Genomic DNA, 14,451 nt, shown 5'->3' on the forward strand with positions numbered 1-14,451 from the left:
GGGGGTGGGGTAGGCCTCTAGTATAAATCGTGGGTCGCGCGCTCAGCGTCCGCGCCCTCCCAGACAGTTCCGCCAGAGGAGAACGCATGACCACCGTGAGCCTGGCCTTCGGCCGCCCCACCCTCGTCGACCGGCTTCTGCGCCGCTCGGTCGCAACCGACCTAGTGTTCATCGCCGCCGGTGCAGCGCTGGTTTCCATCGCAGCCCAGATCTCGGTGCCGATCGGCCCGGTCCCGATCACGGGCCAGACCCTGGCTGCTCTTATCGTCGGCAGTTCGCTCGGTGCCGTGCGCGGCACGCTCTCGATGGTCCTCTACGCGGTGATCGGCGCCCTGGGGTTGCCGGTATTCAGCGACGGCAGCCACGGCGTTGGCGTGATCTTCGGCGCAACCGGCGGTTATATCATCGGATTCACCGCCGCCGCTGCGCTCACCGGATGGCTCGCCCAGCGTTCATGGGATCACCGGATCCTCGGCGCTCTCGCCTCCTTCGGCGCCGGCACGGTCGTGACCTTCGCCGTCGGACTCCCCTGGCTCGCCGTCGTCGGTCACTACACGCTCACCGAGACCCTGCAGTACGGCCTGTACCCCTTCATCTTCGGCGGCATCATCAAGGCGGTCATCGCTGCAGGTTTCGTCCGCCTCGCCTGGTTCGGCGTCAATCGGGCGGACTCGACGGAGTCTCGCCGGTTGTAACCCGATGACGGCTCGTCGCACAGGTGCGGACCGCACCGTCATCTGCGGCGCAACATCCTCGAACCCGCTCTCGCCGATCCGGCGGTTGACCTGATGTCAGCGTCCGTTCGACGCCCGAGCCCGGCGCTAGTCCTCGCAATTGGGCTGCTTGTCGCTGCCGTGCTGTGCGCGGGGGCGGTACTGATCGCCAAGACGGCAGGTGGGGTGAGTACCGGTGGAGATCGTTACCTCTCCGGGCTCGATCTCTACACCGACCCGAACTCGTCGGCAGCGCAGGAGATCGTCGCCGAACCCGAACGCGCCGATGACTTCCGCCCCCTGGTGACTACGCCGACGGGTGTCTGGTTGACGCCGGAGAAGCAGCCGACCGCATCGGTCGAGAACTACGTGGCTGGCATCGCAGGAGCAGCCAGCTCCACCGCGACCGTTCCGACGTTCGTCGTCTACGGCATCCCGGATCGCGATTGCGGGTCCGAGTCCGCCGGTGGCCTCGACGCCGCTGAATATCCCGACTGGGTTGCCGCGATCGCCGACGGTGTGCGCGGACGCGACAGCATCGTGATCCTCGAGCCCGATTCGCTGGCCCTCAGCGCGAGCTGCGGGAGACAGGATGCTCGCATAGCCCAGGTTCGCGCGGCGGCCTCCCAATTCGCCGGCACCGGCGCCGAGGTCTATCTTGACGGCGGAAATTCCGACTGGCTCGGCGCCAAGACGATGGCGGATCTCTTGATCCGGGCCAAGGTCTCTTCGGTTCGGGGCTTCGCCACCAACGTCGCCAACTACAACACCAGTGGCCGCGAGACGAAGTACGCGAACGAGGTCAGCCGGATGACCGGCGGTTCCCACTACGTGATCGATGTGTCACGCAACGGAGCCGGCTCGAGCGGGGTGTGGTGCAACCCCGCCGGCCGTCGCCTCGGCGAGAAGCCCGCCATCAACCGTTCCGGCGGCGCTCGCGACGCCAACCTGTGGATCAAGCCGCCCGGTGAGAGTGATGGAACCTGCAACGGTGGGCCAGCGGCTGGTCAGTGGTGGGACCATAGCGCCCTGGAGTTGCTCGGCGAGAGCGGCTGACGAATCGCGTCTGATCCGCTCCCGGGCGGGGAGCATTGATTGCTACGATCATGCCCATGGGGATTGGGGAAGAGATGCGCGTTGCCGTCGTGATCGAAGACGAGGTCGACATCCGCCATCTGCTGGAAGCGGTGCTGCAACAGGCCGGATTTCAGGTCATCGCGACCGGCAACGGGCCCGATGGCATCGAGGCGGTGCGTCATCACCAGCCGGCGGTGGTCACGCTCGATGTCAACATGCCCGGCATGGATGGCTTCGAGGTCGCCCGGCGCATCCGAGCTTTCAGCGACACTTACATCGTCATGCTGACCGCTCTGCAGGACGAGATAGACACGCTCGATGGCCTCCGCGCCGGTGCTGACGATTACCTGACAAAACCGTTTCGTCCTCGCGAGTTGCGTGCCCGCATCGAGGCGATGTTGCGCCGTCCGCGCAGCGCCGCCAACGCGCCGCCGGCTCCAGCGAGCATCCCGGCAACCATCGAGATCGCTCCGTCGGCGATCGCCGAGGCGGTGCGTGCGCAACCGCCCGTCACCGAGCACCCCGTCACGGAGCACCCTGTCACCGAGCAGCGTGTGCCCGAACATCGTGCGGCCGAGCGCGCCAAGGCATCCCACGAGCGTCCGGTCGTTACGTCGACCTTCGCCGCGGATGTCCGACCGCCCGATATCGATAACTACGTCGTCCCCAGCGGCGAAGGCTGGTTGGCGCACAACGGCCTTTCGCTGAACACCCAGTCCGGTGAGGTGTTCGTCGACGGTCGCGATGTCGTGCTGCTCCGCAGCGAGTTCGATCTGCTGGCGTCTCTACTCAAGTCGGGTCGCCGCGTGCGCACGAAGCCCGACCTCGTGCTGCTCCTCCGTCGCGAAAGCTTCGTCACCACCCACTTCGTCAGCGACGCGGAGAAGCGCGCCATCGACGTACTGCTCGTCAGCCTGCGAAAGAAACTGGGAGAGAACTCCACTGAGCCGCGCTGGATCGAGTCGGTCGGAGCCGTCGGGTATCGCTCGACCGCTGACGACAGTCTCTGAGTCGCGGGTCCGGGATTTCTCGCTTCCGAGCGCAGTCCGCGAACGGTGTGACCCCGGTCAGACCCTGTAACCGCGGTGACGGCGCAGCAGCGATCCCAGCATGGTAATCGTCTGCGTGAACGTGATGACCCCCAGGATCGGCCACCCGATCCAGAGGATGGTCGACTGCACAACCACGTCAAGTTGGAACCACGTGAAGACCAGGATGGCCACGGCGAGGAGGAAGATGAAGACCGGAGCCAGGTGGGCGTTGCCAGAGCCACGCTCTGCCTTCGCCTGCGCTGCCCAATTGTCGACCTGCTTGCGACTGAGGAACTTGGTCCAGGCACGGAAGAAGTGTCCGAGACGGATGACCATATAGACCTCCGCCGGAATCACCAGCACCGCGAACAGGATATCGCGCCAGTTGCGCTTCTTCATCGACAGCGCGATGCGCAGGTTGAGCAGCACGGCGACCACCGGCGGGATCAGCCAGATCGGGCTGAAGACGAACGCGTGGATCGACAGAGATGCCACAAGCAACACCAGGAACAGCACGCGGGTGACGCCGTTGACGGCCATAGACAGGTTTTCCAGCCACCGCAGGCGCAGATTCGGGTGGAGCGGCTGTCCCTTGGTGTCACCGCGCTGGCCCGGCCACATCAGCTCGATGGCGCCGAAATTCCACTTGACCTGCTGGGCGTCGAGACCGCGCAGGGTGGTCATGCCACCGACATCCGCCCGTGCCTGGGCGCTGATCTTGGTGAGGAAGCCCGCGCTCTTGATCTGCAGCGACAACAGGGAATCTTCGACCTCGCTGTCTTTCACCCAGGGGGTCGACTGCTTGTTCTCGATCATCGCCTGGTTGAGCGCGCGCACGGAGAAGATGGAGAACTGCCCACCGAGCACCGCCATGTTGCGCCCGCGCAGCATATTCTGCATATTGAAGGCCGCGAACTGCGTGCGCTGGCCGGCGATCAGGAACGAGGGGATGACGCCGTGTACTCGGGTGTCGTCGATGCTGTAAATGGCGGAGATGCCGCCGATGCGGCTGTCGGAGTTGATCTCGTCTTCGAGTGCCTTCACGGCATCCGGCTCTGCGGTGGTGTCTCCGTCGACCCCCAGCAGATAGTCGCAGCCTTCGACGAGGGTGAAGCCGTAGTTGAGGGCGCCGACCTTCTTGTCGCGGTTCAGCCCGATGTCATGGACATAGACCTCGGTGCTCTGCTCCACGCCGTCGACGATGCGCGTGTGCGGCCCGGCGAACTCGCTGGCGATTCGCACCGTGTCGTCGGTGGTGTTGTTGACGATGACATGGATGACGTCGGGCACCCGCGTCTGCGCCAGCAGCGACTCGATGACCTCGGCGATCGATTCGGCCTCGTTGTAGGCGGGGATCACGCAGCCGATGGTGGTCTTCTCTACATCGATCGACTCGACGCTCGCGATGAAGTCCGACGCGAGTGGGGAGACCTCTTCGTGGTACTGCACGTAGTTCTTGCGGAACGGGACGAGTGAATCGTGCGGCTCGACCGACGCATCAGGCGTGGATGTGACATCGTTCGACATGGTCGTGACACCGTTTCTCATCAGCTTCCCGGGTGGACAGTCCAGGAGTACGGGCGTGGTAGACCTGTACGTCTACCATCATCACAGGCGCATCGACGCTTTCCCACCCCCCTTTCGCGTGCGAAATCCGGCGCGGGACACTCGGCCACGTATTTCGGCGGAAGCCATGTATCCTCGCGGAAGCAGAGTCATCGGGGGGCATCATGATCAGTCGGCGCGTCACCAGCACGGCAATCGCGACAATCGCGGCGTCGGCAGTCCTCCTGGGCCTCACCGGATGTGGTACTCCCCCGTGGTTGGACAAGGGATCCGCGTCCAGCTCCAGCCCCTCCCCGACCGCGAGCCCCACAATCCGCACCATCACAAACGATCTCGCCACCGGATCGACCAAGCGCGCGCTCACCGCGGGCAGCATCGGCCTGACGGTGAACTACTGGTCCGACCTAGCGATGGACAAGTGGACGGCTGGCGCGAACAAGCCCCTGAGCTTCTCGTTGACCGGGGCACTAACCCCCGACGACGGCCAGCAGGTCTATCTTTCCAAGGTGAGCGCGGTGGTCGCGGTCTCGGACGGTAATAAGTCCCTGCCGGCACCCGCCCCGATCGCCGACCAGGCGAGCATCACGCCGGGCTATCTGATCAAGACCCCCTACAGCTACAGCCAGACGTTCGTGCTGCCCGCACTGGATCCGAAGGCGACGTCGGTGACGCTCGACCTCACCTACGAGCTGCTGCTGCAGTCGACGCCGACGTCGGCGCAGTACGCGAAGCAGACGGCCACCGACACCATAGTCATCGCGATCGCGCGCTGATCAGATCCGGTCAGTCCGTGACCGCCTGTGCCGGCGGCGTCTGGGCAGCCACGCCAGCGATCGCTAGATCCAGCGCGGCCTGCGCGGCCGCGATGAGGTCGGGCTCCCGGTACCCGGCCTCGACCGTCGTTGCGGCCCCGATCGTGGCAACCGCGCGAATGCCGGTCACGCTATCCAGCGGACGGTCCACCAGGGCGTTCTGGATGTCATCGGCGACCCGCCGCGCATCGGCGACGACCGAGATCACCGCGAACCGTCGGGATGCTACCTGGCCGACGACGGAACCGATGGGCGAGCTCTCGCAGGCCGCACGACCGACGGCAAGGATCGCCAAGTCGCCGAATTCGCGTCCGAACACCGCGGTGAGATGGTCGAGATCGTCGACCTCGATCAGACTCAGCATGAGGGGTGACCGATCGATTCGAGCTCGACGGAGCCAATCCCGCAGCTGCTGATCGAAGAGTGCTGGACCGGCGATGCCGGGGATCCCCGACCCGCTCGTGTCCTTATCGTCCGCTTCAGAGGGAAGCGTGTTCCGCAGCGCCGACATGGAGATGCCGGCGACCAGGATGAGGACGATGACCACCATGCTGGTGGTGATCGAGCCGAACCAGTCGAGGAAGATCGGCGACCGGACACCCACTATGGCCACCACCGCCGCGCGCACCAGGTAAAACAGCGCGGCGAAGGCGAAGATTGCGGTGAGCGCAGAGGCATTCGAGTCGTGGAGCAATCGGCCGCGCAGGGTCTCGACCGCCACGAGCGCTGCCAGTACCGCCACGAGTAGAAAGAAGGGCAGCGAGCCCGCCCACTGACCGTATGCCGGATCGTCGAGGTAGACGACTGGGCCGGCCGCACTCGCCGCGATGGCCGCCACCCAGGCAAGACTGCCGCGGCCGTTGGCCACGCGACAACCGCTCCACATGATGGCGATCGCCGCAGAGAACGCGGCGCATCCGATGGCGTTGATGGTCCGAAGGTTGCCCTCGATGATGCCGGACACCCCGAAGCACATCACCGCGAGGATGCCGACCGCGAATGCCGCGCTCCACACCCGTCCGACCGCAGTGGTTCGGCCCAACACCGTGCCGAGGATGAAGGTCGCCCCGGTGGTGAGAAACACTAGCCCCTCGACCAGCGAGAGCGTGGTGGCATCCAGAATCACGGGGCTCCCATCACGGTTCCTGGGCCGACGACCGACGTCGCGGAGCCAAGCGAAGGAAGCACGATCTCGAATCTGGAACCCACGCCCGGCTCGCTCGACACCAGCAGCTCACCGCCGTGCTCCGCGATGATCTCCGCGGTGATGTTGAGGCCGAGACCGGAGCCGTGCACGGAGGACTGGCGAGCAGATTCGGCGCGAAAATACCGCTCGAACAGGCGCTTCTGATCGGTCTCGGAGATTCCGACTCCGGTGTCCGATACCGCTATTCGCACGAATTCTCCGTCGTCTCGCAAGGTCACGCGCACCACTCCCCCTGGCCGGTTGTATTTGACCGCGTTGGTCAACAGGTTGTCGAGCACTTGGCGCATCCGCAGGGGATCGACGACACACATTGCCTGGTCGTCGATGTCCGCCTCCAGCCGCAGACCCTGCCCCTCGATCATCGGCCGCTGCGACTCCACCGCTTCGTCTACCGTGTAGCCGACGTCGTAGGGCTGGAAGGTCATCGGGGCCCGCGCATCGGCTTGACTCGCCACGTGCATCAGATCGGACACCAGCGCGAGCAGCCGTTCGGAGTTTCGGTGGGCGATCCCGACCATCTTGCGGTTCTTTTCGTCGATCCCGTCGTCTTCGAGCACGAGCTCCAGGTAACCGAGGATCGAAGTGATCGGCGTGCGCAGGTCGTGCGAGACCGACGCCACCAGGTCATCCCTCGCTTCGACGGCGTCGAGCTCCCGCGTGATGTCGCGCACCACCACGACCTGGCCGTCGTATTCGCCGTCCGGCGTCGAGAGTGGCCGGGAGGTGACGGCATACGCTGCTCGGCGCGAGCCGGGCTCGCCGACCCAGATGGTCTCGTCATCGAACGACTCACCGCGCAGCGCACGGCCCATGGGGCGCTCCTCCGACGAGAACGCGGTCACCCGGTCAGAACGGTATGCCACGGGGTGCACGATGGATCCCGCCGGTGTGTGGAATGTGGCGAGGGAGAGTCGATGCGCCTCGTTCATGAGCGTGAGGTTGCCCTCGCGGTCGAACGCCAGCACCCCGAAGCTGACCGCATCGAGAACCTCGTTGCGGAACAGCTCCTGCTTCCGCGCGCGGGCGTATGCCCGTTCCACGAGCTGCGCCTGTTGCTGGAGCAGGATGCGCTGGCTGATGTTGCGTCGCGCCGTGGCATGAGTCGCCGTGGCCACGAAGGCGAGCGTCATGGGGAGAAGCAGGAGCACGACGTAGGCGGACCCTATCGTCGGCAACCCGGTGAGCGCCGTGCCGCCCCACAACAGCACCGTGGCGAACCCCACGCCGCCGATGGTCCCAGCGAGACCGTTGTGTCGTGCCATCCACATGATCGGCAGCACCAAAAGCAGGCCGGCACCCAGTTCGGGACGCCCCTCGCGGACTAGCACGATCGCCACGATGTTGACGATAGGCAGGACGGTTGCAAAACGCGCGATCTTCTCCGACCAGGGGATCAGCAGCGCGTAGGTGGTCGCCACGAACTCCACGCCCAGGCCACAGAGGAAGATCGGCGACTCCAAAGCCTCCGAGTCGAGCGCGATGGCGAGGCAGGCAAGCACCAGCATCGAGGCGGCGACCAACAGCTGCGACTGCACGACCGAGCGTCGCAGTCTCACCCGCCGACGCTCGTCAGACGTGCCGCTCTTCCCCCGAGTCTGGTCCATCGGATGAAGACTACCGCGCAAGACCAGCGGTCGAGGAGCGTGGCGTCCACCCAGTCCGAGGGACGGATGCCGCGCGGCCGTGACTACATCGAGAAGCCGAGGGCCCGCATCATGTCGCGACCATCGTCGGTGATCTTCTCCGGGCCCCACGGCGGCATCCACACCCAGTTGATGCGGAATTGCTCGACGATGCCGTCGAGCGCCTGAGCGGTCTCTTCCTCGATCACATCGGTCAGCGGGCACCCGGCCGAGGTCAGCGTCATGCTGATGATGAGTGCCTTGTACTCTTCGTCCCAGGTGAGGTCGTAGATCAGGCCGAGATCGACGACATTGACGCCGAGCTCGGGGTCGACGACATCCTTCAACGCCTCTTCGACCTGGTCGAAGAATTTCGGTTCCAGTGCGACGGCCATGGTCAGCTCACGTTCTCTTCCTCGGCCACGTCGGTGAGGAAGCGGTCGTAGCCCTCGTTTTCGAGACGATCGGCGAGCTCGGGGCCGCCCTCCTCGGCGACGCGACCGTCGACGAAGACGTGGACGAAGTCCGGCGTGATGTAGCGGAGGATGCGCGTGTAGTGGGTGATCAGCAGGAGTCCGAGGTCGGTGTTCGCCTTGGCACGGTTGACGCCCTCCGACACGATCTTGAGCGCGTCGACATCCAGTCCGGAGTCGGTCTCGTCGAGTACGGCGAACTTCGGCTTCAGTAGTTCGAGCTGCAGGATCTCGTGACGCTTCTTCTCGCCACCGGAGAACCCCTCGTTGACGTTGCGCTCGGCGAAGGACGAGTCCATGCGGAGGTTCTTCATCGACGCCTTGACGTCTTTGCCCCAGGTGCGGATCGACGGCGCCTCGCCGTCGATCGCCGTCTTGGCGGTGCGCAGGAAGTTGGTCACCGCAACACCGGGGATCTCCACCGGATACTGCATCGCCAGGAACAGACCGGCGCGGGCGCGAGCGTCGACGGTCATCGCGAGCACGTCTTCGCCGTCGAGCGTGATCGAACCGCTGTCGACCGTGTACTTGGGATGCCCGGCGATCGTGTACGCGAGGGTCGACTTACCGGAGCCGTTCGGCCCCATGATCGCGTGGATCTCCCCGGTCTTCACGACCAGGTCGACACCCTTGAGGATTTGCTTGGTGCCCTGCTCGGTCTCGACGGAGACGTGCAGGTCCTTGATTTCGAGGACTGACATAATTTGCTGCTTTCTATTCCGCGCCGTTTTTAGTCAACGACAACGGGCGTCGGGTCGATGTAGACGTCGCCGTCGACGATGCTGACTGCGAAGACGGGCACCGGGTCGTAGGCCGGCAGGGTGAGCGGCTTACCGCTCAGAAGCGAGAATTTGGAGCCGTGAGCCCAGCACTCGAGGGTGTCGTCTTCGACGAAACCCTCGGACAGCGAGATGTCGCCGTGGGTGCAGACGTCGCCGATGGCGTGAACGGCCCCGGCGGAGTCCCGCACGACGGCGATGGCCGTGCCGTCGATGGTGACGCGCACGGCCGAGCCGAGCGCGACATCCTCTTCTGCACAGATCTTGATGGTGCTCACCGTCATGCTGCCTTTCCGCTGTTGCCAGCGAGCTCGGATTCGATGACGGCCTGCAGGCGCGCCTCGAGGTCGGGGGAACCGATTTTCTGCACGACCTCGGCGAGGAAGCCGAGGACCACTAGACGCCGGGCATCGTGCTCCTCGATGCCGCGGGCCTGCAGATAGAACAGCTGTTCGTCGTCGAAACGCCCGCTGGCGCTGGCGTGACCGGCACCGGCGATGTCGCCGGTCTCGATCTCGAGGTTCGGCACCGAGTCCGCGCGAGCGCCGTCGGTGAGCAGCAGGTTGCGGTTCTGCTCGTAGCTGTCTGTGCCGGATGCTGTTGGCTTGATCAGCACATCACCGATCCAGACGGTGTGTGCACCCTCGCCCTGCAGGGCACCCTTGTAGGTGACGCGCGAGACCGTGTTCGGGGCGTCGTGATTCACGAACACCTGCTGTTCGAGGTATTGACCGGCATCGGCGAAGTACGCGCCGAACAGCTCGACCGATCCGCCCTCGCTCGACAGGTGGACGGACGGGTTGACCCGCACGACCTCGCCTCCGAGCGAAACGACCACGTGCCGAAGCTTCGCGTCGCGCCCGACCTCGGCGAAGTGACTCGCCAGGTGAACGGCGTCGGAGGCCCACTCCTGCACGGTGACCACGGTGAGGATCGCGCCGTCTTCGACGATGATCTCGACGTTCTCGCTGAACATCGCGTCGCCGCTGCCGAGCAGGATGACCGTGCTGTTGCTGTGCTTGGTCGCGGTGATCACGGTGTGTGCCGCGCGAGCGTCGCGGCCGAGGCCGGTGCGGTCGACGGTCGTGGTGCTGTGGTCTTCGCCGCTGACGGTGATGGCAAGAGCCTTCTCGACACTCGACCAGGCCGCGGCAGAGGCGCGCTCTTCGGGCTTGCCAGCCGAGCCGACGCGCGCGTCAGAGCGCTCGATCCATTCGACGGTCGCACCGTCGCCGAGCACCGTTCCCGGCTCGAGAGGAGTGCCCAGGATGCTGTCGGCGAGCAGCGGCTGGATCTTCGGGATCGGCGTGTACTTCCACTCGACCTCGCGGCCGGTCACCGCCTCGAAGTCACCGACCTCGAACGACGCGAAGCGCGCGGACCGCACCTGGACGGGAACGAGTCCCCAGCCTCCGTCGCTGTGCTGCTTGGAGCCGAGGCGGGAGTGCTCTGGTGATGGGGTGGTTGTGGTGGTGACGATTGGTGCTGGGGCGGTCATCTAGCCGACAGACCCTTCCATGCCCATTTCGATGAGCTTGTTGAGTTCGAGTGCGTATTCCATCGGCAACTCGCGGGAAATCGGCTCGATGAAGCCGCGGACGATCATGGCCATGGCCTCGTCCTCGGGCAGACCCCGGGACTGCAGGTAGAACAACTGTTCGGCGCTGACCCGCGAGACGGTTGCCTCGTGGCCCATCTGCACGTCGTCTTCGCGGATGTCCGTGGTCGGATACGTGTCAGAGCGAGAGATCGAGTCGACCAACAGCGCGTCGCATCGCACGGTGTTCGCGGAGTGATGCGCGCCCTCGGCGATACGCACCTCGCCGCGGTAGCCGGTGCGTCCACCGCCACGGGCGATCGACTTGGAGACGATGGATGACTGCGTGTACGGAGCCATGTGGATCATCTTGGCTCCGGCATCCTGGTGCTGGCCGGGACCGGCGAAGGCGACGGACAGGGTCTCGCCCTTGGCACGCTCGCCGACCAGGTAGATCGAGGGGTACTTCATGGTGACCTTGGATCCGATGTTGCCATCGATCCACTCCATGGTGGCGCCCTCGTGCGCGATAGCGCGCTTGGTGACCAGGTTGTAGACGTTGTTCGACCAATTCTGAATCGTCGTGTAGCGAACGCGGGCGTTCTTCTTCACGATGATCTCGACCACTGCGGAGTGCAGCGAATCGGACTTGTAGATCGGGGCGGTGCAGCCCTCGATGTAGTGAACGTACGAACCCTCATCGGCGATGATCAGCGTGCGCTCGAACTGGCCCATATTTTCGGTGTTGATGCGGAAGTAGGCCTGCAGCGGGATCGAGACGTGCACGCCCTTCGGAACGTAAACGAATGAACCGCCCGACCAGACCGACGTGTTCAGAGCGGCGAACTTGTTGTCACCCGACGGGATGACCGTGCCGAAGTACTCCTGGAACAGCTCGGGATGCTCGCGCAGAGCGGTGTCGGTGTCCATGAAGATGACACCCTTCTCCTCGAGCTCCTTGTTGATCGTGTGGTAGACGACCTCGGACTCGTACTGGGCGGCGACACCGGAGACCAGGCGCTGACGCTCAGCCTCGGGAATGCCGAGCTTCTCGTAGGTGCTCTTGATGTCGTCGGGGAGGTCGTCCCAGGTCTGCGCCTGCTTCTCGGTAGAGCGCACGAAGTACTTGATGTTGTCGAAGTCGATGCCGGAAAGGTCGGCACCCCACGCGGGCATGGGCTTCTTGTAGAACAGCGCGAGCGCCTTCAGGCGGTTCTTGAGCATCCATTCCGGCTCGCTCTTGAGAGCGGAGATGTCGGCGACGACCTCGGGAGAGATTCCGCGTCTGGCGGAGGCCCCAGCGACGTCGGAGTCGGACCAGCCGAACTCGTAGATGCCGAGACTCTCTAGCTCTGGGCGATCGATCAGGATGTCTGACATGCGCTTTCCTCTTTCCTGTCCACTGTGAACACGAGCCATGGGGCCGCGCATTCCCGCGGCCAAGACCTGTTCAGCAGGCTGTGGCGGCGGCGAAGACAATACCGACGATTCTACAGGGCTCGGCCGAGTCTCAGCGGGCGCCCACGGTATTCACGGGTACCGCTGCTCGCTCGACGGGCCGACCTCGAAACAGACCGGGGTTGGTGTCGAGAAGCACGCGCAGCGCACCGATCCAGACCAGCGCCGCGCCAAGCAGATGGATGGCGACCAACGCGGCCGGAAGGCTGGTGAGAGCCTGCACCGTTCCCACCGCCCCCTGCAGGATGACGACGACGATGAAGAAGCCGACGCGACGGCGAGCGAGCCGCCCGGCGGCATCGCCGCGCAGAACCACCCACAGCGCCAACGCGAGAATCACGGTGAGCGAACCGAGCACCGCGTGAACGATCGTGACGTGCTCCCAGTTGAACGACATCCGATGCACTTCGGCGGAGTCGCCGGAGTGGGGACCGGATCCCGTGACGAGGGTACCGACGAGGATCAGCGCCAGCGTGAGTATCGTCACGGCCCAGGCGAGGGCGCGGGCCGGCCGCGACGGGGAGGGCGGGGAGGTAATGGGCTGCCGTGCGCGGTGCCAGGTCAGGGTCGTGGTGGTCAGCAGCGCGATCGCCAGCGTGAAGTGCAGCGCGACGACGTACGGGTTGAGACCCGCCAAGACGGAAAGCCCACCGGCGACGGCGTTCGCCACCACCAGCCAGAACTGGGACCAGGCCAGGCGGGTCAGCCCGCGATTACGCGGCTTCTGCAGTCGTGCCGCGACAATGGCCCAGCCGACGGCGAAGATCAGCACGCCGGTGAACAGTCGATTGGCGAACTCGATCACCCCGTGGATGCCGAGCTCGGGCGTTGGCGCGAGCGAGCCCACCTCGCAGGCCGGCCAGGTCGGGCAGCCGAGGCCGGAGGCGGTGACCCGCACGACACCGCCCGCCAGCACGATGAGAACGCTGAGCACGAGAGATGCCGTGGTCCCCCAGCGCAGAGCTCGCTCCCCGAGGGTCACTCGGTCGGAAAGCCAGGCGAATGGGGTGCGGATGAGATGGCCTTGGGTCTGAGAAGCGGAAACGGGGGGGGTCAGAAGCGGAAGAACGGCACGAGCGGGTCAACGCCGACCGCGACGAATAGGACGGTGAGATACGTGATCGAGCTGTGGAAGACGCGCATCGGGCTCACCTTGCCGTGACGGATGGCCATCGAGTACAGCCGATGCGACTCGTACAAGAACCAAGCGCCAGCGAGAACAGCGGTCGCGGTGTAGACGATGCCCATGTGCGCGACCGGGATCAGCAGCAGCGAGCAGGCGACGGTCGCCCAGGCGTACAGCACGACCTGGAGGCCGACGATCATACGGCCACGCACGACGCCGAGCATGGGAACGCTTGCCGACGAATAGTCGTCGCGGTAGCGCATCGACAGCGGCCAGTAGTGCGGCGGCGTCCACAGGAACACCACGCCGAACAGGATGAGCGGCGCCCAGCCGAGCGAGTTGGTGACGGCCGACCAGCCGATGAGCACCGGAACACAGCCCGCCGCTCCGCCCCAGACGATGTTCTGCGGCGTGCGGCGCTTCAACACCATCGTGTACAGCACGACATAGATCAGGATGGCCGCGAGCGACAGCGCGGCGGACAGCCAGTTCACGAGAAGGCCGAGCCAGAGAATCGACCCGATGCCGAGCACCCACGCGAAGATCAGCGCCTGTCGGTCGCTCAACTCGCCGGTGACGAGGGGTCGGGAGCTCGTGCGCTTCATCACGCGGTCGATGTCGCGATCGATGTAGCAGTTGAACGCACCGGCCGAACCGGCGCTCAGTGCGCCCCCCACGAGAGTCGCCAGCACCAGCCAGAGGTTGGGTATCCCCCCCTGGGCCAGGATCATCACCGGGGCTGTCGTCACCAGGAGGAGTTCGATCACTCGCGGCTTGGTCAGCGCTATGTATGCCCGAACCGTGCGCTTCAGTCCGATGTGCTGCTGCACAACGGGCGCCTCCACCGCTACGTCCATCGCTCCATCTCACCGCCAGGTTGATCGTGGCCTGCCTGACCGCGAACTCCGGCCGCGCTCGCCTTCGATCATAAGGTGTACCGTCCGGGACAAAGCCCAGAGGATGCCGCCTCCGAGACCGGAACGGCTCAGAATTCTCTTATACTCGAATGTGCTTGCCAGCCGCAGGCCGTCGCCCAGTCCCCCCGCTTGC

General features: G+C 65.2%; 14 protein-coding genes. 4 read left to right on the forward strand and 10 right to left on the reverse strand.

All coding sequences use genetic code 11. The features are described 5' to 3' along the window. The first annotated feature begins 86 nt into the window (after positions 1 to 86). The 3 genes from IV501_RS10195 to IV501_RS10205 all read left to right on the forward strand — a co-directional run bounded on the left by IV501_RS10195 (position 87) and on the right by IV501_RS10205 (position 2,800). Positions 87 to 695 carry a biotin transporter BioY gene (locus IV501_RS10195; RefSeq protein ID WP_200555156.1) on the forward strand — a complete coding sequence of 203 codons (609 nt, stop codon included), beginning with the start codon at positions 87 to 89 and terminating at the stop codon, positions 693 to 695. A 93-nt stretch (positions 696 to 788) separates the two neighbouring features. Continuing rightward, positions 789 to 1,769 (forward strand): glycoside hydrolase family 6 protein, encoded by a 981-nt coding sequence (locus IV501_RS10200; RefSeq protein WP_200555155.1) that lies wholly within the window; start codon positions 789 to 791, stop codon positions 1,767 to 1,769. Positions 1,770 to 1,825: 56 nt separating this feature from the next. After that, positions 1,826 to 2,800: a response regulator transcription factor gene (locus IV501_RS10205; RefSeq protein WP_200555154.1), complete on the forward strand. Its 975-nt coding sequence runs from the start codon at positions 1,826 to 1,828 to the stop codon at positions 2,798 to 2,800. Between the two features lie 57 nt (positions 2,801 to 2,857). Here IV501_RS10205 and IV501_RS10210 read toward each other — a convergent pair whose 3' ends face one another. Continuing rightward, positions 2,858 to 4,348, reverse strand: coding sequence for a glycosyltransferase family 2 protein (locus IV501_RS10210; RefSeq protein ID WP_200555153.1), 1,491 nt, complete (start codon positions 4,346 to 4,348; stop codon positions 2,858 to 2,860). Between the two features lie 203 nt (positions 4,349 to 4,551). On the opposite strand from IV501_RS10210, the gene IV501_RS10215 reads away from it, so the two are divergent. Beyond that, on the forward strand, positions 4,552 to 5,160 hold the full coding sequence (locus tag IV501_RS10215; RefSeq protein ID WP_200555152.1) for a hypothetical protein: 609 nt from the start codon (positions 4,552 to 4,554) through the stop codon (positions 5,158 to 5,160). A gap of 10 nt (positions 5,161 to 5,170) precedes the next feature. Here IV501_RS10215 and IV501_RS10220 read toward each other — a convergent pair whose 3' ends face one another. The 9 genes from IV501_RS10220 to IV501_RS10260 form a co-directional block, all read right to left on the reverse strand. Beyond that, a complete protein-coding gene (locus IV501_RS10220; protein WP_200555151.1) occupies positions 5,171 to 6,325 on the reverse strand; it encodes a GGDEF domain-containing protein in 1,155 nt (384 codons plus the stop codon). Further along, a complete protein-coding gene (locus IV501_RS10225) occupies positions 6,322 to 7,962 on the reverse strand; it encodes a sensor histidine kinase (protein WP_200555150.1) in 1,641 nt (546 codons plus the stop codon). The genes IV501_RS10220 and IV501_RS10225 overlap by 4 nt, the downstream gene beginning before the upstream one ends. Positions 7,963 to 8,093: 131 nt before the next feature. After that, the gene (locus tag IV501_RS10230; protein WP_200555149.1) at positions 8,094 to 8,423 is read right to left on the reverse strand and encodes a metal-sulfur cluster assembly factor; all 330 of its coding nucleotides are present in this window, start codon (positions 8,421 to 8,423) and stop codon (positions 8,094 to 8,096) included. A 2-nt stretch (positions 8,424 to 8,425) separates the two neighbouring features. Next, a complete protein-coding gene (gene sufC / locus IV501_RS10235; RefSeq protein WP_200555148.1) occupies positions 8,426 to 9,202 on the reverse strand; it encodes a Fe-S cluster assembly ATPase SufC in 777 nt (258 codons plus the stop codon). A gap of 29 nt (positions 9,203 to 9,231) precedes the next feature. Beyond that, positions 9,232 to 9,564 carry a non-heme iron oxygenase ferredoxin subunit gene (locus IV501_RS10240; RefSeq protein WP_200555147.1) on the reverse strand — a complete coding sequence of 111 codons (333 nt, stop codon included), beginning with the start codon at positions 9,562 to 9,564 and terminating at the stop codon, positions 9,232 to 9,234. Beyond that, complete coding sequence (gene sufD / locus IV501_RS10245) at positions 9,561 to 10,778, reverse strand: Fe-S cluster assembly protein SufD (protein WP_200555146.1); 1,218 nt, start codon at positions 10,776 to 10,778, stop codon at positions 9,561 to 9,563. The genes IV501_RS10240 and sufD overlap by 4 nt, the downstream gene beginning before the upstream one ends. After that, complete coding sequence (gene sufB / locus IV501_RS10250; RefSeq protein ID WP_200555145.1) at positions 10,779 to 12,197, reverse strand: Fe-S cluster assembly protein SufB; 1,419 nt, start codon at positions 12,195 to 12,197, stop codon at positions 10,779 to 10,781. Positions 12,198 to 12,327: 130 nt separating this feature from the next. Continuing rightward, the gene (locus tag IV501_RS10255) at positions 12,328 to 13,209 is read right to left on the reverse strand and encodes a COX15/CtaA family protein (RefSeq protein ID WP_200555447.1); all 882 of its coding nucleotides are present in this window, start codon (positions 13,207 to 13,209) and stop codon (positions 12,328 to 12,330) included. A 119-nt stretch (positions 13,210 to 13,328) separates the two neighbouring features. Then, positions 13,329 to 14,258, reverse strand: coding sequence for a heme o synthase (locus IV501_RS10260; protein ID WP_200555144.1), 930 nt, complete (start codon positions 14,256 to 14,258; stop codon positions 13,329 to 13,331). Positions 14,259 to 14,451: the final 193 nt, after the last annotated feature.

The sequence above is a fragment of the Lacisediminihabitans changchengi genome, from assembly GCF_016634425.1.
Taxonomy (GTDB): domain Bacteria; phylum Actinomycetota; class Actinomycetes; order Actinomycetales; family Microbacteriaceae; genus Lacisediminihabitans; species Lacisediminihabitans changchengi.

What these genes read in the sequence shown, in the direction of transcription:
- IV501_RS10200 (WP_200555155.1), top strand. Translation starts at nt 789, where the DNA reads ATGTCAGCGTCCGTTCGACGCCCGAGCCCGGCGCTAGTCCTCGCAATT.
- IV501_RS10240 (WP_200555147.1), bottom strand. Translation starts at nt 9,564, where the DNA reads ATGACGGTGAGCACCATCAAGATCTGTGCAGAAGAGGATGTCGCGCTC.
- IV501_RS10230 (WP_200555149.1), bottom strand. Translation starts at nt 8,423, where the DNA reads ATGGCCGTCGCACTGGAACCGAAATTCTTCGACCAGGTCGAAGAGGCG.
- IV501_RS10215 (WP_200555152.1), top strand. Translation starts at nt 4,552, where the DNA reads ATGATCAGTCGGCGCGTCACCAGCACGGCAATCGCGACAATCGCGGCG.
- IV501_RS10210 (WP_200555153.1), bottom strand. Translation starts at nt 4,348, where the DNA reads ATGTCGAACGATGTCACATCCACGCCTGATGCGTCGGTCGAGCCGCAC.
- sufD (WP_200555146.1), bottom strand. Translation starts at nt 10,778, where the DNA reads ATGACCGCCCCAGCACCAATCGTCACCACCACAACCACCCCATCACCA.
- sufB (WP_200555145.1), bottom strand. Translation starts at nt 12,197, where the DNA reads ATGTCAGACATCCTGATCGATCGCCCAGAGCTAGAGAGTCTCGGCATC.
- IV501_RS10205 (WP_200555154.1), top strand. Translation starts at nt 1,826, where the DNA reads ATGGGGATTGGGGAAGAGATGCGCGTTGCCGTCGTGATCGAAGACGAG.
- IV501_RS10260 (WP_200555144.1), bottom strand. Translation starts at nt 14,258, where the DNA reads ATGGACGTAGCGGTGGAGGCGCCCGTTGTGCAGCAGCACATCGGACTG.
- sufC (WP_200555148.1), bottom strand. Translation starts at nt 9,202, where the DNA reads ATGTCAGTCCTCGAAATCAAGGACCTGCACGTCTCCGTCGAGACCGAG.
- IV501_RS10195 (WP_200555156.1), top strand. Translation starts at nt 87, where the DNA reads ATGACCACCGTGAGCCTGGCCTTCGGCCGCCCCACCCTCGTCGACCGG.